The 13,964-nt window shown below is 49.4% G+C and carries 23 protein-coding genes and 1 pseudogene; all 24 read right to left on the bottom strand.

Going from position 1 to position 13,964, the window contains the following annotated elements; genetic code table 11:
• Positions 1–931, bottom strand: a pseudogene (locus ACWIP2_RS09215) (hypothetical protein); the annotation flags it as partial.
• Positions 931–1,353, bottom strand: a complete 423-nt coding sequence (locus ACWIP2_RS09210) for a hypothetical protein (protein WP_448519636.1) — start codon at positions 1,351–1,353, stop codon at positions 931–933. The pseudogene ACWIP2_RS09215 and the gene ACWIP2_RS09210, both read right to left, overlap by 1 nt.
• Positions 1,353–1,520: a hypothetical protein gene (locus ACWIP2_RS09205; RefSeq protein WP_448519635.1), complete on the bottom strand. Its 168-nt coding sequence runs from the start codon at positions 1,518–1,520 to the stop codon at positions 1,353–1,355. Before ACWIP2_RS09205 ends, ACWIP2_RS09210 begins: the two co-directional genes overlap by 1 nt.
• Positions 1,521–1,539: 19 nt before the next feature.
• Positions 1,540–2,019 (bottom strand): hypothetical protein, encoded by a 480-nt coding sequence (locus ACWIP2_RS09200; protein ID WP_448519634.1) that lies wholly within the window; start codon positions 2,017–2,019, stop codon positions 1,540–1,542.
• A gap of 2 nt (positions 2,020–2,021) precedes the next feature.
• Positions 2,022–2,558 carry a hypothetical protein gene (locus ACWIP2_RS09195; protein ID WP_448519633.1) on the bottom strand — a complete coding sequence of 179 codons (537 nt, stop codon included), beginning with the start codon at positions 2,556–2,558 and terminating at the stop codon, positions 2,022–2,024.
• Positions 2,558–2,980 carry a hypothetical protein gene (locus ACWIP2_RS09190; RefSeq protein WP_448519632.1) on the bottom strand — a complete coding sequence of 141 codons (423 nt, stop codon included), beginning with the start codon at positions 2,978–2,980 and terminating at the stop codon, positions 2,558–2,560. Before ACWIP2_RS09190 ends, ACWIP2_RS09195 begins: the two co-directional genes overlap by 1 nt.
• On the bottom strand, positions 2,980–3,183 hold the full coding sequence (locus tag ACWIP2_RS09185) for a hypothetical protein (RefSeq protein WP_448519631.1): 204 nt from the start codon (positions 3,181–3,183) through the stop codon (positions 2,980–2,982). Before ACWIP2_RS09185 ends, ACWIP2_RS09190 begins: the two co-directional genes overlap by 1 nt.
• A gap of 85 nt (positions 3,184–3,268) precedes the next feature.
• Positions 3,269–3,793, bottom strand: a complete 525-nt coding sequence (locus ACWIP2_RS09180) for a D-Ala-D-Ala carboxypeptidase family metallohydrolase (protein WP_448519630.1) — start codon at positions 3,791–3,793, stop codon at positions 3,269–3,271.
• Complete coding sequence (locus ACWIP2_RS09175; RefSeq protein WP_448519629.1) at positions 3,781–4,770, bottom strand: hypothetical protein; 990 nt, start codon at positions 4,768–4,770, stop codon at positions 3,781–3,783. The genes ACWIP2_RS09180 and ACWIP2_RS09175 overlap by 13 nt, the downstream gene beginning before the upstream one ends.
• Complete coding sequence (locus tag ACWIP2_RS09170; protein ID WP_448519628.1) at positions 4,770–5,552, bottom strand: hypothetical protein; 783 nt, start codon at positions 5,550–5,552, stop codon at positions 4,770–4,772. The genes ACWIP2_RS09175 and ACWIP2_RS09170 overlap by 1 nt, the downstream gene beginning before the upstream one ends.
• The gene (locus ACWIP2_RS09165; RefSeq protein ID WP_448519627.1) at positions 5,549–5,713 is read right to left on the bottom strand and encodes a hypothetical protein; all 165 of its coding nucleotides are present in this window, start codon (positions 5,711–5,713) and stop codon (positions 5,549–5,551) included. Before ACWIP2_RS09165 ends, ACWIP2_RS09170 begins: the two co-directional genes overlap by 4 nt.
• Positions 5,701–6,477 carry a DNA adenine methylase gene (locus tag ACWIP2_RS09160; RefSeq protein WP_448519626.1) on the bottom strand — a complete coding sequence of 259 codons (777 nt, stop codon included), beginning with the start codon at positions 6,475–6,477 and terminating at the stop codon, positions 5,701–5,703. The genes ACWIP2_RS09165 and ACWIP2_RS09160 overlap by 13 nt, the downstream gene beginning before the upstream one ends.
• Positions 6,478–6,484: 7 nt before the next feature.
• The gene (locus ACWIP2_RS09155) at positions 6,485–6,631 is read right to left on the bottom strand and encodes a hypothetical protein (RefSeq protein ID WP_448519625.1); all 147 of its coding nucleotides are present in this window, start codon (positions 6,629–6,631) and stop codon (positions 6,485–6,487) included.
• A gap of 2 nt (positions 6,632–6,633) precedes the next feature.
• On the bottom strand, positions 6,634–7,062 hold the full coding sequence (locus tag ACWIP2_RS09150) for a hypothetical protein (protein WP_448519624.1): 429 nt from the start codon (positions 7,060–7,062) through the stop codon (positions 6,634–6,636).
• Positions 7,059–7,970 (bottom strand): transglycosylase SLT domain-containing protein, encoded by a 912-nt coding sequence (locus ACWIP2_RS09145; protein WP_448519623.1) that lies wholly within the window; start codon positions 7,968–7,970, stop codon positions 7,059–7,061. The genes ACWIP2_RS09150 and ACWIP2_RS09145 overlap by 4 nt, the downstream gene beginning before the upstream one ends.
• Positions 7,970–8,290 carry a hypothetical protein gene (locus ACWIP2_RS09140; protein WP_448519622.1) on the bottom strand — a complete coding sequence of 107 codons (321 nt, stop codon included), beginning with the start codon at positions 8,288–8,290 and terminating at the stop codon, positions 7,970–7,972. The genes ACWIP2_RS09145 and ACWIP2_RS09140 overlap by 1 nt, the downstream gene beginning before the upstream one ends.
• Entirely contained in the window at positions 8,287–8,826 is a 540-nt protein-coding gene (locus tag ACWIP2_RS09135) for a hypothetical protein (RefSeq protein WP_448519621.1), read from the bottom strand. The genes ACWIP2_RS09140 and ACWIP2_RS09135 overlap by 4 nt, the downstream gene beginning before the upstream one ends.
• A 177-nt stretch (positions 8,827–9,003) precedes the next feature.
• The gene (locus ACWIP2_RS09130) at positions 9,004–9,819 is read right to left on the bottom strand and encodes a hypothetical protein (protein ID WP_448519620.1); all 816 of its coding nucleotides are present in this window, start codon (positions 9,817–9,819) and stop codon (positions 9,004–9,006) included.
• A gap of 624 nt (positions 9,820–10,443) precedes the next feature.
• Positions 10,444–11,847: a hypothetical protein gene (locus tag ACWIP2_RS09125; protein ID WP_448519619.1), complete on the bottom strand. Its 1,404-nt coding sequence runs from the start codon at positions 11,845–11,847 to the stop codon at positions 10,444–10,446.
• A 4-nt stretch (positions 11,848–11,851) separates the two neighbouring features.
• A complete protein-coding gene (locus ACWIP2_RS09120; RefSeq protein WP_448519618.1) occupies positions 11,852–12,244 on the bottom strand; it encodes a hypothetical protein in 393 nt (130 codons plus the stop codon).
• A complete protein-coding gene (locus tag ACWIP2_RS09115) occupies positions 12,241–12,735 on the bottom strand; it encodes a hypothetical protein (protein WP_448519617.1) in 495 nt (164 codons plus the stop codon). Before ACWIP2_RS09115 ends, ACWIP2_RS09120 begins: the two co-directional genes overlap by 4 nt.
• Positions 12,732–13,127: a hypothetical protein gene (locus tag ACWIP2_RS09110; protein ID WP_448519616.1), complete on the bottom strand. Its 396-nt coding sequence runs from the start codon at positions 13,125–13,127 to the stop codon at positions 12,732–12,734. Before ACWIP2_RS09110 ends, ACWIP2_RS09115 begins: the two co-directional genes overlap by 4 nt.
• Entirely contained in the window at positions 13,124–13,444 is a 321-nt protein-coding gene (locus ACWIP2_RS09105; protein WP_448519615.1) for a hypothetical protein, read from the bottom strand. Before ACWIP2_RS09105 ends, ACWIP2_RS09110 begins: the two co-directional genes overlap by 4 nt.
• 4 nt (positions 13,445–13,448) lie before the next feature.
• Complete coding sequence (locus ACWIP2_RS09100; protein WP_448519614.1) at positions 13,449–13,916, bottom strand: hypothetical protein; 468 nt, start codon at positions 13,914–13,916, stop codon at positions 13,449–13,451.
• Positions 13,917–13,964: the final 48 nt, after the last annotated feature.

Raw genomic sequence — 13,964 nt, 5'->3', positions numbered from 1 at the left:
TAATAACACCGCCGCCGCCGCCGCCGCCGCCGCAGGCAGCACCAAGATCCCCAGCCGTATCGGCAGGATTCGGAGAAATATTTAAAGCATTTCCGCCATTTCCGCCACGCGATTGAATATTTCCTGTGCCTGTGATGTTTTTTGAGGCGATAAAAATACCACCGCCACCGCCACCGCCACCACCTGCGCCTATGCCGGTGTTTATTACACGAAGTTTTTCTATTCCTCCGCCTGTGCCGCCGCCGCCACCAATCTGGCTAATATTAAAATTACTTACCCCAAACGCCTCAATGCGACTCAAAAACCATAACGTATAAGCGTAAGCAGTTTGTACTGCGGTCGGTCTTGTAATTGCGCCAACCAGTGCAGCGTTTCTTGCTGCCCCGTTGCCACCCAAGCCACCTGCACCTCCGAATGAAGGAGACCTTACCCCTAAATTTGGTGGTGTTGAGGTTGCATTACTTCCTGTGCCTGCACCGATTCCACCTGTTTGGCCACCTGATACTGCAACACCACCAGCACCGCCTCCGCCTGCACCAGATGAACTTATAATAACACCGTTGCCTCCATTGCCGCCACTTGCCGAAATACTGCCGTTTACAGTAAGTGTGCCCCGTACATAGATAAAAAATCCGGCAGGAAACAGTGTTGCACCTGCATTAACAGTCAGGTTTTCATAGAACATATTGCGCGTAAGCGTTGTGTTGCTGCTGATGATAACATCGCCATCCGAGCCATCGCCCAAAAAGAAATCGCCCGTTGTAAATGAACTTCCGCCGCTTGTGCCAGCCTGCAAAATAGTTTCGCTGCCATCAGAATTGCGCCTGCGAACGGTTCCGTCTTCGTGAAGGTACAAACGGGCAAAACCGGCAGAGGGATTGCCCACGCCGGTAACTTGCGGAAACTCAGGATAAAAACCAAAGGTACTCATTAGGCTGCCGCACCGATAACTCTTACCGAAAGCCCTGTAATTGCCACGTGGCTTTCCAAGGCGATTGTATTGTCGTTGTTTTCAGTTACCTGCAAATAAGCATCGCGTCCATTGGACAGGCGCAGCTGCACCTGATACGGTCGCGCTATGCCTGTCGGAGTAACGGTCAGAGGCGTATTTGCCACCAGGTCTACAGTCGTAGTAAACAGCAGCAAGCCTGCCGGACTTGTACCGGTAAAGGCAGTACCGTTCCACGCTTTAAAGCTATTGCTGGTCGTATTGTAAACCACCAGCCCTTTGTCCGCAGCCGTAAGGGTTGCTGCCAGCGCAGTCTCTTCCGTATCTGTTACGTTGTGAATGCGCTGGTTTTTAACCTGCTGCTTGTTGAGGTTTAAGTCAACGAAATATTCTAACTGTGCCATTATTCAGCAATTTTTTTGAAGGCGAACCAAATCAGCACGCAGAGCAGAAACCCAAACACGATTGAGCCGGTCAGGTTGCGATACGTTTCAGGCGTGAGCTGGACGGTAACGTTTGTGCGAATGCCGTCTCTGCCAACAACGCCGAGAATATTTTGCAGTTGTTCCATGGTTATTTTTTCGTTAAGTTTAATAAGGTAAAGGCAGGGTTATTTTTCCGTCGAAGAAGGCAACTTTGCAAGCCAACTGCCCTGCATCTATGCCCAGCGCATGCATTGCTCTATTAGATGCTGCATCGGTCAGTCTGCCGTAAACGCCGTCCACAACGAGCCGTGTGGTTCCGAAAAATCGCGGATCTGAATTAAGGAAGCGCTGCAAGGCTCGGACATACTCTTCTCTTGTCCTGTAATGACCTTGGCAGCCTGTTCCCTGCCACGAGGCAACCTGTCCGATCTCAGTCGTTGGCGTACCAACGATACCGCCGGATGTGCTTCCGCCGGATGTGCCTCCGCTAAAAGTTCCGCCACCGGAGGGAGGACTTGGAGGCAAAGGATTAAAAGGACTGCTGCTTGGGTTTTTTGGCTTTGATGCCAGCGCAGTATATCCTGCTAACATGAGCAGAACGATAATTGCACCAAGTATAAATGTCTTTTGGTTCTTCTTATTCATGTCTAATCAGGTAAGTTTCTTACAATATCGTATGCACGTTGCAGCTTCGCTCCATCGCCAAAGTCATCAAAAAGCCTTGTGCGCAGGAATGTGTCCACGCTCATTTTAAATAATTCGTTAAATGAAAAATCCAGCCAGCGCAGGGAAGTTTTCGTCTGCCGGCTGAGGATCTCGAAGGCTTTCGCATCGTCGTCTAAGTTAGGGATCAGTGCGCCGAAGGGAAAAAAAGACGCAGGCGGTCTGTTATCGCCGTCGGTCATCCAAAGCTCGAAAGCATCGGCTGCCGCACGCGCTGCAAATCGGTCGCGCTCGGAAGTATTGGTTCGCCCTTCTTCGAAAGTTAAAGGACGTCCGCCGTTGGCGCTAATCACGCCGGCAACTCCGCTGTCGCCGACTCCTGTGCGAATAGCTGCGCGAATGTCGGAGACGAGCCGCTCGCGCTGTTTGCGCACGATCATAGCAGCGACCCATGCCACAATAACTGCGACTATTCCGCCGATCAGCCATGCCTCCTGCTTATTTACCTTTTTCAAATTCATCATTTAAGCCTTTTATTAACCTGATCTTCAAATGTTGCCGACAAATTGTCGAATCTGAGGCTGGTTCTAATTGCCAAATAGGTAAACAAAAGCGAAAGAATTGCAGGAATTACAACGCGGAAAATCAGTACACCGGTTCCGACAGTAAGTCCGATTTTCGCCAAAAAGTCGAAGCCGGCGCTTGCAGAATCGTACAGCTTTTCCCAGCGCGTTGCGGCAAGCTCAACGCCTTGTGTGCGCATATATTCGCGCAGTTGGCTGTCCGCTTTCCCTGCCTCTTTGCCCACACGAAGCTCCCACGCTTCGATAAAAAGCGCGTTCGCCTCGTCTCCGCCGACTGCTTTTCTGAGCGACTTATGCCACTCAATCCAGCGTGCAGAGGACGAGTCGAAAGCAGGGATCGCCATCACGCTGCTGCTCATTAGCTCAGAGGGGTTGGGCGAGTGTTAGGATCGTCGTCGATTTCTGCGACAATGTTGGTGTATGCCTGAAAGACATCGCCAATTGTGCGCTGCGTTTTTTCAGAAATTAAAAACTCGCGCACACGCGGATTTTTTGCGTCGCGAATCAATCCGGCTAAAGCAGATAATCCAATGTTGACGGCTGCTAATAACAATGGTTTCATATCTTCCAATTTTTACCTGCAAATCTATTTTTACAGGCACTTGGAAGCGACAATGAAAGGCGCAAAAAGGGTTGCAAAGGTGGCTTTAAAAACGCCCATTTTTGAGAATGAAAAAATAGTAAAGCAGGGCTGCTGCAAGAACCAGCAACAATACACGCAACCACGGGCGGTCGCCGCGTTCTTCTTCGCCAAGCAGATCGGACAAATACCAGGACTGCCCCATAAGCTCCCTGATGCGTTTGTTTCGGTAATCAATCTCAGCGCCACCGCCATACGTCCATACAGCCTCGCCATCGCAATTGTCCACGTGCAGGTAGGTAGAAGCCACACCAAAGCGACGAAAGCCAACAGCGACGAGAGCAGGCGCTATTCTGTCAAAATCTGCACGCAGGCGCAGCGAAAGGTCGCTCGCTTTGCCTTGCATATGGCAGGAATTACCCACGCCACCAACCGCTCGGTTGTGCGCAGGCGTTCGGTATCCGGAGTTAATTTTGGGGTAAAATCCGGCAGCCTTTCCTGCTCGGTTAAGCATCGCAACGTGCGCTCTGTCCATATGTCGCTCGCCTGATCCAGGTGCATCGGGCGAGTCAAAATCGCTTAACTGATACATAATTTTCCTTGTTTTTGAAGTCTGGACATCTGCCGCATGATGCAAAGCAGACATTCGGAAAGGCTCGCGGAAGCCCGTCCCTGCACAGAAAAAGAACTGTTTGGCGGAGCCACAAACTCTAAATAAGCGCCGATATTAAGTACTGCCTCCTCCTCGCTCAGATCAACCTCCCATACTTGCGCACCACCGGTGTTGTTGGGTGTTGGGTATATTTCGCGAACGGTTCTGCTGCCGTCCGGATTTTCAATTACAATGCGGATAAACGGAAGCTCGCGAAAGGAGTCGGACTTGATAAGTAACTGCTCAATAATACGAGCATTCGCGCCGGCTGCGCCAGCCGAATCCCTGACAAGTTGCTCGGCTATATCAGGCGGTAATATGGCATCTAAATTGACAAACTGCGGATAAACAGGCAGCGCAGGGTTGGCGTATAATTCCATTGTCCACTCCCCTTGTGCAAAAAAATACAGCCTGTACGTTTTACCGCTTTGCAGGTTGGCTTTTTCGGCAGGCATCATAAAGCGCACGAAATATCCCTCGTTTACTGATGTTGTCAGCAGGCGAGGCGCATTCCCCAGCCGGCTGTACTCCAGCAACTCATTTTCCTGCCCGACGATTTGATAAGGCAGCAACTCGGACTGCGGTTGTTCAAAATCGCTCAGGGAAACGCTTGCATCCGCGTCGGCAATGGCAATCGCGAATCGCCATCCGGCAGGCAAAGAAGGCTGCGGACTTTGCGTAAGAAAGCGCGCGAAAAATTCGGGACACGAAGCTGCGCTAAAGGTGTAGTGCGTGCTTAAAAGTACGCCATCGGGCAGCGCGGCAGCAGGCTGGTATCCGTTTGCGCTCCCTTGTGCCTCTCGCGTAAAGTTTACCTGCACCAACTCGCCAGCCTCTGCTGCGACGAGTCCGCCACCGCCAAGGCGCACTGCCTGAGCCTCGTTTTTCGGGTTGGTTATCGGGTAAACAAACTGCATTACAAGTTTCTTTCGATATGATTTTTAAGCTCGATCACGCGGCGCTCCTGCTCGCTTTTACCTTCCATGCCCGACAAGGGCAGCGACATAATTTCTGCCAGCCTGCCGCTTTCCATCGGTTTTGTGAAAAACTTGGTGAGAGCATAAAGCGCCTCGATTTTTGGCCAGCCCTGCGCTCGGTACAGGTTGGCAGCCACGCGGTCGCATTCAAACTCGTTTGTGGTCTGGTTGCGGAAGTGTACGTATTCATGCAGCAGTACAAACAAGCGCATCGGCACGGTGGCAGGCAACAAATCGGCTGCGGAAACAAATATCTCCCCTGTGCTTCTGTCCACACGCGCAGGCGTGTTTATCACCTCGCCCGTGTGCAGATCGGCGACTTTAGGCATATAATGTACCTTATGCCCTTTGCTGTCCGTATAGCTGCGGTTTTGCTGCAATTCGGGCAGGCGCTCTGCCAACCACAAGGCAAAACCTATAAAAGCTCTGTCGCGCTCGGTCGGGTACTCTGGAAAGGCAATCTGCAAAGGCTTTACTTCATGTTGGGTCAGCACAACCGGTGCTCCTTCAGTGCGCGAGACGCTTATTTCGTAAGCATCTGGCAAATAGGACAAAGGAACAGTAAAAGTATGGCTGCCAGCCTGTAAGCGCAAATCGCGGCGCAGGTAGGTATTAGCGCCCGACTTACAGGTAATATGCAAAACGGCAGGCGCTGTTGCATCTGCCGTAAATACTGCTGTGTTTTGCAGCGGTGGAGTTTCAACAACAAAGCGGTGCATCATTTTTTTGCAAAAATCAAAACGACAGAAATCAGACCAATGGCAACCGCAAAAAACTGCGGCCATGCTAAGCCGGCTATTTTTTCAGTTTTGTCGGTAAGTACCGGAAAAGGCTTATCGCCAAAGGAAAACTCCCACTCGTAGTCAAATGCTAATAATTCCATGTCATTACCTCCACTTTATATTTTGTATTTTTACTTATGTATTTGTGCGCAGATATTACCTGCGTTTTCTTTTTCTGCTTCCAGCCAAACTTTGTCTTGTACTTTTTCAGAATCGCCTCATCGTAGCTGCTCAATAAGAACTTCCCTTTGATTTTGGAAAGCGTGTCTAACAGATTTTTAAAGTCTGCTTCCGTATAATTTTTGTAGTGCCCTTTGTGAGATGATAAATAAGGCGGATCGCAATAAAAGAAGGTTGTTTTACTATCTTTCAATTTAATTAAATCCACTGCATCTCGGCTAAATATTTCTAAATTTCTAAGCCTTTCAGATAGACTTTTTGTAAAGTCTTCACTCTTATATCGAAGTGTTTTTGTGCTTTTGCCAACATTATCGAATGCAAATCCTTTTCCTATACCTCCCGCGAAACTCATATTGGTTTGCACCCAAAATGCCCACGCTCTGGTCACTTTATCACCTTTATTAGATGTTAATATTTCTTTTGCCAGCCTGTGTTGTGCTTCGCTGTGAAGGGTTGCATCGATTTTTGATTTTAATTTTGAGAAATCAGTTTTTAGCACCTGCCAAAAGTTGATTACGTCGCCGTTTAGGTCGTTGATTACCTCGTGCTGCGAGGGTGGCTTGGCAAAAAGAACTGCTCCGCCACCGAAAAAAGGCTCCACATATTGCGTGTGCTTGGGCATCATGCTTACGATTTCATTTGCAAGTTTTTGCTTGCCACCATAATAAGTTATCGGAGTCTTCATTTCATGCTTAGATAATTATTTTCTTTTTCTCCATCTCGCGCCGATAGGCTTTCTCTTCAAAATAGTTCATGATTGAAAAAATGGCAGTAACGATACTCAGTACCATTGCCAGCCTGCCGACCCATCGCCATTGTTCGTCTTGTATTTCTACCATAATTATTTTCTGGTTTCGCTATTTACTTCTGCCTCTGCGTCTTTGTATGCCTGAGCGAATTTTTTACCACTCACGCCCATAATCGCTGCGGTAATTTTAATGCTGTGTGCGCGCTCCTCTGCCATTTCGCGGTTCATTTGTTCGATTAATTCTTTGCGTTCTCTGGCGTGCTCTTCACGCATTTTTTCAATGCGATTATCGAAAACAGCGACGACCTTATCCATAGCATTTGAAAAGTTGACCATCAGTTCTTTGTTTGCTCTGAAAAACTGAATTGCGAAAAAACCGAGCAATGCAGTAACGCCGAGTTCGTTTAATCCCTTGAGCACAGTCGCGTCTATGTCGGCAATAATTGCTAAAACATAAGCAGTTATTGCGCCCACCAGCCCGATAACTACTGTTGGTATGGCTTCGAATTTTGAAAATATCATGCCGATTGGGAGCCTTTGAATAAAACTGCAAATAGCAATAATGCTGATAAGCAGAAAGTCAATAAAATAAAGCATTGATTGAGGTCTTGGTTAGGGTTGTAGGAGTTGTTATCGCCTGCAAAAGCGCTCATAGTGCGCCTTGGGGCAAAAAGGTTAGATAGCCAACTGAAAAAGCCTGTTCGCTGCCGCAAAGGTGTGGCAGTAGTCGCCACAACCGGCATTGGTACAGGATTTAACGTAGGTAAAGGAGTAATAGTAGCACGGAGGCTATCAACGCGAGCAATATCAGCCGGCGCACTACTGACCGGCGTGGAAGCCACCGCAGCAGTTGCCTGCATGAAGCTCGGAGGAGCCGGCGCTGTTACGCCAAAATCGCGGCGCAAACGGCAGGTTTTGAACTCAATAAACGCTCGCCAGCGGTTCAGCGTGTATTTTACGCCCAAACACTCAACATTGCCTTGGCTTGCAAATGAAAAGTCGCTATTCCAACGCGCTGTGGCCTGCGACGGCAGAAAGTTGAGCAGGTATAAATGCCAAAAGGACTGCACGCCACCACGTGCATAAGCGCCCATGAGCACGCGCATCCAATCGCGCACCACTGCCAACTGCTGGACGGCTGTCATAGCCAGTACGCCCTCCCGTGTGTAAGTTCGTCCGGTTCTGTTCGCGATTTCGGTGTAAGCCGTTGAAGGTATCCACTGCATCAGTCCGTGTGCGGATCCGCCATCAGAAGGCACTGCCCTTGGATTTAGTCCCGACTCTCCGAGCATTACCATCAGCAACCAGTCAGCAGGCATATTGTACTGCCTTGCTATGTCCTCCACGCCCTCTAAAAAACCTCGCTCGCGCATGGCAGGAAGAGTTACCACGCGACTTTCGTTTGCTATTGTACTTCTTGCGTATGCCATTATTTTTTATTTACAATGATGATAATAAGAACGACTGCAAGCGCAACACCACCAAATAACATTAGTTGTCTGTTGCGTTGCTCGCGACGTTGGCGCTCTGCTTCGGCTGCGGCAGCTTCTGCGGCTCGTCGCTGCTGTTCTGCCAAAGCAGCCAGCATTTGCGCGTCCATTTGTCCGCTTCCGCTTGGATTGATTGGCTGTGTCCGATAGATGCTGTCCAACTGCTGCACAGTTCCCAGCAAAAGACCGGCTGTGCCTAATACTTTTTGCGCACCGCCCTCGAATATGAAAGATCCTAATTTGCTTCTATCCTCGCTCATTTTTTCATTACAAAAAACAGTATCAACAAAAGAATTACTGCCCCTGCCGCGAAATACACCCAAGAAGGTATTCCGGCGTTTGCTGGCTGCGGCTGTGCCGCTCTCGCATCAATCAGCCCATTTTGAAAAGTGCCAGCCAAACCGCTGGTATTTTGCGCATTTTGCTGATTGAGCGCATTGGTAAAAATTGCTGCCGTTTCTGCATTGATGCGCTTCTGCGCCTCAGTCATTTGCTGATTTATTTCAGTTTGGCGTGAGGCGTAATGCTGACCGATGTCGATGCGAGGCATTTCCAGACTGCCAACGCCTGCCTGCAAGGTTGGCATCGGACGGACAACAGTGTTGCTTATATCTGTCATATTCGTTTGCGTTTGTGTGGTTGGTCGCCAAGCCGTATTTGGCGACCATGTTTCTATTTTATACTGCCCAATCAGGCTGCGATGGAAAGAATGCGTGCGACCGCTTCCGGTTGGAAGTCTTTCTGTGCCGTGGCACATCCCGTCGGCGCGACAATCTACATTCAGCAGGCTAATCATTTTTTACGTGTTAGGCTGTAGATCACTATTCCAACAAGGAATAAAATTGCGCACACGCCAAAGCCGACAAAGTATCCACCTCGGACTAACCCTTGTATCTGAGGCGCAGTTAAGCATACTTCTTCTGGCGCTTCTTTGATACGCATAGACTGCGTTTTTTCATCGCACTCCAACATATTAATCACCTTTAGTTGCGTACCAAATACCTCCACCGATGCTTGCCAAAACGACCAATCCGACAGCGATTAGCGCCCAGTTAGGCAGTCCTGCTGTTCTTTGGGTAAACCAGTTGCCATCGGCTGCCACCACTTGTGCAATGGTTGGCGTTGCCGCAACTTCTGCTGCGCTTTTTTCTGCCGACCGACCAACAGCAGAAGCAACCACCGACTTGATGTCGTCGATTGTGAGTTCGGGCTTGTTGTCTCTTCTTGCGGATTCTGCTTCGGCTTTTACTGCCGCAACAGCCTGTGCGATAGCTGCCTGCACCTGTTCGGGTGTTACGCCTTGCTGGGTTGGCTGCGCTGCGGCAACAGCCTGTGCGATTGCTACTTGCAAGTCGGCTTGTGTCAGCCCGTCAGCGGCTTTGGGCTGCTGCTCGATAGCGGCAGCGGCTTGCTGAATTGTTTGCTGAACGGCAGGCTGCGATGTTACCGGAGGCGGTGGCGGTGCAACAGGCTGCTGCTCGATTTGCGGCACGGGACTGGGTGGCATTACCGCAGGCTGCACCACAGGTGCTGGTGGCGTTGCTACAATAATACTTCCGGCTGGATCGGCTGGCATAACAGAGGGAACCGGCAAGGGTTGCTGCAAAGCAGCCAAACGCGCTTGCTCCTGCTGCTGGGCGATTTGCTGTTCCAAAGCGCGACGCTCTTCGATAGCTCGACCAATATCAATAACGCTGCGTACCTCTATTATTGGATCTGCGCCCTCCAAAATAAGCCTTCGCAAATGTGGAAAATTAGGATTTTTTGTTTCAACATCCCACTCGTCCATCAAAAAATTAAACCTTGTAAGAGGTGAAGCATTCGGATCATTGATTAAATCCAACGCTCTTTTTGCAAATGTGTAATATCTCGATGCGAACGCGCTTAACGGCCTGCGCTCCTCTCTCAAAAGCTCAAAATACTTGATAAAATTTCTCCCATCACCGAATCCTCCAAGCACACCTTCTAAAAGAGGCATTGGATCATATCGCCATCTGACGATGTAATCATGCTGCCTTCTTGCTTTGATAAGCTCTGGATCATTTATTATAGCTGCGAGTTTAGTACGAATATCATTATCAACCGGACGAAGGCGCTCCTCGGTTCTGCTTAAAATTAATCTTGCAGATTCTACTGCCGAATGTATTTCATTAAACTGACTTTGGAGATCGGGAAATGGGAATGTGCCATTTTGATAATACAAGCTGGAGTTTTTTCTCCACCAATCTCTGAATTTGCTATTAGAATTCATAAAGGCAATCCATCTTGTCTCTGCCTCTATAAGCCTATTTTTTAAATCTTCAATAGGTGCATCAACCTCATTTTGCTTCCTCAATCTGAGATCTCTAATTAGCTGCTCATTGCGCTCATTCATGATATCCCAAGGGGTTCTAAAAACTGCCATTTTATGCTTTTATTTTTTAGTTGATAAATCTTTTGTATCTGATGCGTTCGCTTTTTTGCCGTCTTTCTTGCCGCCCTTTTTGTACTTTTTAAAGTACCACCAAGCACCACCAGCTAATGCAGCAAGTAGCAGTACAATGAGCAGCCAGAACCACCATTTTTTATGGATCGGCGTATCGTTGTTATCCGTAATGCCTGTACGAGTGTCTTCGTCGATTCTGCCGCTGCGTCCGATCTCATCTGCCAAAACACCACCGGAATAGATCGGATCCCTGTCGGTTTCGATAACTGACGGAATGTTGCCAAGCACAGTATTTTCCTGCGCAGGTCTAAGACCTGTTGGCAGTTGATTGAACAAGTCGGGCTTGCCTGGCATGGCTTGAATTTGCACGTTCATCGCTGCTGTTTGAGCACTTTTCAAAGCGGCAATTCGCGCTTGCTCTTCTCGCAAGGCTCTTTGTGTTGCGTCTAAGGTTGCCTGCTGTTGCAACTGTTGCCTCGCCTGCTGCTCCTGCGCTGCGCGTTGCGCCTGAAGGGTTGCGTTATAGGTCTGTGCTGCCTGCTGTTGCAATAGCGCAGCAGCATCGCGCAGCCGGCGCTGCTCCTCCTCTATTCTGAGGCGCTCTTGCTCGGCTGCGGTAATTGCAAGCCTTTCGCGTTGCGCCTGCGCTGCTGCTTCGGCAGCGGCAGCCTCCAGCCTGAGCCGTTCTGCTTCTTGCTGTGCACGGAGCCGCTCGGCTTCCAAAGCAGCAGCAAGCTGTTGATTTACAAGTGTCTGATTAATAGTTGTGCTGCCTGCCGTTCCCGTTCCACCTGCAGTACTGGTAATGTTTGGCGTTGATGACGTAACTACCTGTGTAGATACGTGCCGTTGGTACGGGCGCAGCTTCATCATGACGTTTTGCACTAACTGGCGTGTCATCTTGCGGACGTTCAGTCCGACTGTAATAAAGCCTGCGCCATCTATAACCTGCATCCTACCGCCCGTAATTGCGCCTCTTTCGCTTGTTGCGACGAGTATGCCTTCCAGTTGCACATAAAAAGCCACGCCCTCCTGTCCGTTCGGCATAAGAGCGCCTTCGCCGACGCTTGGTCCACTTACAAGAACACTCGGTTTAACGACGATACGGCAGTTTGTGTAATGCTCGTAACGGTCGCAAAGCATATCCAAACAGCGTTCAATGTCTTGCGTCTGGATCACTAAAGGGAATCGCTCACTGCGGTTGCCTTCAAAAACGTCGCCGATATAGTTTAAAATCGCTTGGTAATGCTGGAGCATTTGCGCCTTTGTCATTACCAAATATTCTTCACCGATAGGCTGATGGAAATAGTCTCGCGGCGAGCCTGGCTCACGCGGCGAGCCTGTTACTGCGCCGTTGTAGGCTGGAATGATTGGGAGGCTAAATCTTGACATATTACTATTTTTTCTTTTTCAAAATCAATACTAAAACGATAATGAGCAGCACGCCGGCACCAATACCTGCATAAAGCAGAGTATTGTCTTTTGCAGCTGGCTGCGTTTGATTTTGCGCACGAAAATCCTCGCTCGGAAGTCCATGATCGGTTTGCTGTACTGGGAATGGTGTCAGCATATTTGCCTGCGGGTCTTCTGTGCGCCCTGTTTGCGGTGCTGTTTGCTGTACCGGAGTGCTTAAAACAGTTGCGCTTTCATATGGCTGCGGCGAGCTGATAACTGCAGCCTGCTGCAAATTTGAAGGCTCGACCGCCGATTGAAATTCGGGTATTGTTTCAAAGTCAGGCTCATACGAGCGACCGAATGGCTCATTGAAATATGAATATTTGCTTCTCATTTGATAATCATTACAAGCACCACAATAAATATCATTACAGCCACGCCTCCGCCTGCCAGTAGCAGGGTGCGACGTTGCTTATCTATTTCGCTCACATTTGTTTGCAAGGAAAGCTGATCGCGTTCGCCGATATTGAGGATGTTTGCCCTGTCCACCGCTGCTGCGCCGAGTTGTGCCTGCGTTTGAATTTGTGTTGTTTTCTCAAGTTCGCGCAGGCGCAATTCCAATTCCTTTGCCCTGTTGTTAGCTTCGAGCGACTCTGCCTCTATTCGTGCTTTTTCTACTTCGACTTCAGCAAGCATTTCGCGGCGCTGATTTTCCAATTCGACCGCATCATTTTTAAGCGCTAACTGCCTTGCAAGTTCTTTTGCCTGTGCCGCCTGCGCTGCTATTTGTGCGTTGCGACGCGCCTGGCAGGCTTTGTTACCAAAGCAGGCATCTCGTAAAAAATCGCTATATATGTCAGTTCTCGGATAAATAAGATCTGTCATTTTTTATTCCCTCCCTTGCTCATAGATATTACAACTACTAAAATCAGCAGAACGAACATACCTGCGCCGATGTAAAGCGCTGTTCGCGCCATTGGTGCGGAAAAATCGCGGTTTTGCTGCCCTCCAAACCAGGGCTGGAGCCACTCCCCCTGCCCTTCCGTTCCGCTGCCCACAATCGTATTCCACGCGTTCAGGTCGGTTTGTGAGTTGGCTGCGGAAACGGCAGCCTGCACCATTCCGGTTTGCGCCTGCGCCAGCTGGCTGTTGTTGATGTTCTGCATCACTTCTGCCGTCTGGTCGTCTCTTATGCCGCTTTGCCTGGTAGTGAATCGCGTTTGCTGACGATCTGCCGATCCACCGAAAACTCCGAATAATGCCGTAAACACGCTCATTTTTTCAACACGGTTAAGATGACGATTATTGCAAAAATCAGCACCATGCCTCCGATCCAAAGCGCTTTATTAGAAGTCCGGAAAGCCGTGTCGCCAGTCTTTGTTTGCGCCTGCGTAATCGTGTTTCTGTTTTGCAGCATACCGGCGGAGGTGGTAAAAAGCGCCTGCCTGTTTTGCTCCTCCTGCATTTTTATTTGTGCGTTGAGAACATCCCTTTGTGCACGATTTTGCAGCGCTTGACTGCCGAGTTGCATACCGCCACCAACGACAGCGCCGACGGCCTGCGCGATTGCGGCTGTTGCTGGATCTAAAGCCATTTGATTAGTCTTTAAATATTAATGCGAGCATGGCGATTGCAGTCATGGCTGCGATAGCAACCAGCCAGTAATCCTCCTTGCCGTCCACATATTTTGCGATGAATCCTTGTCCGGATTCGCTTCCACGCTCGTTGTGATGATGGTCGTCGTGCGTACCACCGCCACAGCCACATGGCTTCTTGGGTTCTTCTTCCGGTGTGCCGATTGGACTGTCTGCCGAAGGATCTTCAGCCGCTGCCGCTGACATAGCTTCGGTGAGCGCCTCCTTGTCAGGGTGAACCGACAGGATTTCAACTACACCTTCCACGCCATCCCTGCGCACAAGCTCCATTGCAGCCTTTTCCATATGAAACGGCGTTTCATAGGTCGCTAAGTCATTCTCGATAAGAATGCTTCTTATGCCATCCGGATTGCAGGAAACGCAGTAACTAATTAGCTGTTCCAGATGCGTTTTTTCTTCTGTCTGTGTCATATTTTTTAGCAAAAAAAGCCCACGCCCAACCTTGGGCATGGGCTGCAA

The organism is Rhodoflexus sp., assembly GCF_053489755.1.
Note: the sequence above shows the minus strand (reverse complement) of the source record. Positions and strands in the feature narration are given on the sequence as shown.

Excerpts from the sequence above, each read along its gene's own strand:
- ACWIP2_RS09210 (WP_448519636.1), bottom strand. The coding sequence starts at position 1,353 with ATGGCACAGTTAGAATATTTCGTTGACTTAAACCTCAACAAGCAGCAG.
- ACWIP2_RS09205 (WP_448519635.1), bottom strand. The coding sequence starts at position 1,520 with ATGGAACAACTGCAAAATATTCTCGGCGTTGTTGGCAGAGACGGCATT.
- ACWIP2_RS09200 (WP_448519634.1), bottom strand. The coding sequence starts at position 2,019 with ATGAATAAGAAGAACCAAAAGACATTTATACTTGGTGCAATTATCGTT.
- ACWIP2_RS09195 (WP_448519633.1), bottom strand. The coding sequence starts at position 2,558 with ATGAATTTGAAAAAGGTAAATAAGCAGGAGGCATGGCTGATCGGCGGA.
- ACWIP2_RS09190 (WP_448519632.1), bottom strand. The coding sequence starts at position 2,980 with ATGAGCAGCAGCGTGATGGCGATCCCTGCTTTCGACTCGTCCTCTGCA.
- ACWIP2_RS09185 (WP_448519631.1), bottom strand. The coding sequence starts at position 3,183 with ATGAAACCATTGTTATTAGCAGCCGTCAACATTGGATTATCTGCTTTA.
- ACWIP2_RS09180 (WP_448519630.1), bottom strand. The coding sequence starts at position 3,793 with ATGTATCAGTTAAGCGATTTTGACTCGCCCGATGCACCTGGATCAGGC.
- ACWIP2_RS09175 (WP_448519629.1), bottom strand. The coding sequence starts at position 4,770 with ATGCAGTTTGTTTACCCGATAACCAACCCGAAAAACGAGGCTCAGGCA.
- ACWIP2_RS09170 (WP_448519628.1), bottom strand. The coding sequence starts at position 5,552 with ATGATGCACCGCTTTGTTGTTGAAACTCCACCGCTGCAAAACACAGCA.
- ACWIP2_RS09165 (WP_448519627.1), bottom strand. The coding sequence starts at position 5,713 with ATGGAATTATTAGCATTTGACTACGAGTGGGAGTTTTCCTTTGGCGAT.
- ACWIP2_RS09160 (WP_448519626.1), bottom strand. The coding sequence starts at position 6,477 with ATGAAGACTCCGATAACTTATTATGGTGGCAAGCAAAAACTTGCAAAT.
- ACWIP2_RS09155 (WP_448519625.1), bottom strand. The coding sequence starts at position 6,631 with ATGGTAGAAATACAAGACGAACAATGGCGATGGGTCGGCAGGCTGGCA.
- ACWIP2_RS09150 (WP_448519624.1), bottom strand. The coding sequence starts at position 7,062 with ATGATATTTTCAAAATTCGAAGCCATACCAACAGTAGTTATCGGGCTG.
- ACWIP2_RS09145 (WP_448519623.1), bottom strand. The coding sequence starts at position 7,970 with ATGGCATACGCAAGAAGTACAATAGCAAACGAAAGTCGCGTGGTAACT.
- ACWIP2_RS09140 (WP_448519622.1), bottom strand. The coding sequence starts at position 8,290 with ATGAGCGAGGATAGAAGCAAATTAGGATCTTTCATATTCGAGGGCGGT.
- ACWIP2_RS09135 (WP_448519621.1), bottom strand. The coding sequence starts at position 8,826 with ATGATTAGCCTGCTGAATGTAGATTGTCGCGCCGACGGGATGTGCCAC.
- ACWIP2_RS09130 (WP_448519620.1), bottom strand. The coding sequence starts at position 9,819 with ATGGACGAGTGGGATGTTGAAACAAAAAATCCTAATTTTCCACATTTG.
- ACWIP2_RS09125 (WP_448519619.1), bottom strand. The coding sequence starts at position 11,847 with ATGTCAAGATTTAGCCTCCCAATCATTCCAGCCTACAACGGCGCAGTA.
- ACWIP2_RS09120 (WP_448519618.1), bottom strand. The coding sequence starts at position 12,244 with ATGAGAAGCAAATATTCATATTTCAATGAGCCATTCGGTCGCTCGTAT.
- ACWIP2_RS09115 (WP_448519617.1), bottom strand. The coding sequence starts at position 12,735 with ATGACAGATCTTATTTATCCGAGAACTGACATATATAGCGATTTTTTA.
- ACWIP2_RS09110 (WP_448519616.1), bottom strand. The coding sequence starts at position 13,127 with ATGAGCGTGTTTACGGCATTATTCGGAGTTTTCGGTGGATCGGCAGAT.
- ACWIP2_RS09105 (WP_448519615.1), bottom strand. The coding sequence starts at position 13,444 with ATGGCTTTAGATCCAGCAACAGCCGCAATCGCGCAGGCCGTCGGCGCT.
- ACWIP2_RS09100 (WP_448519614.1), bottom strand. The coding sequence starts at position 13,916 with ATGACACAGACAGAAGAAAAAACGCATCTGGAACAGCTAATTAGTTAC.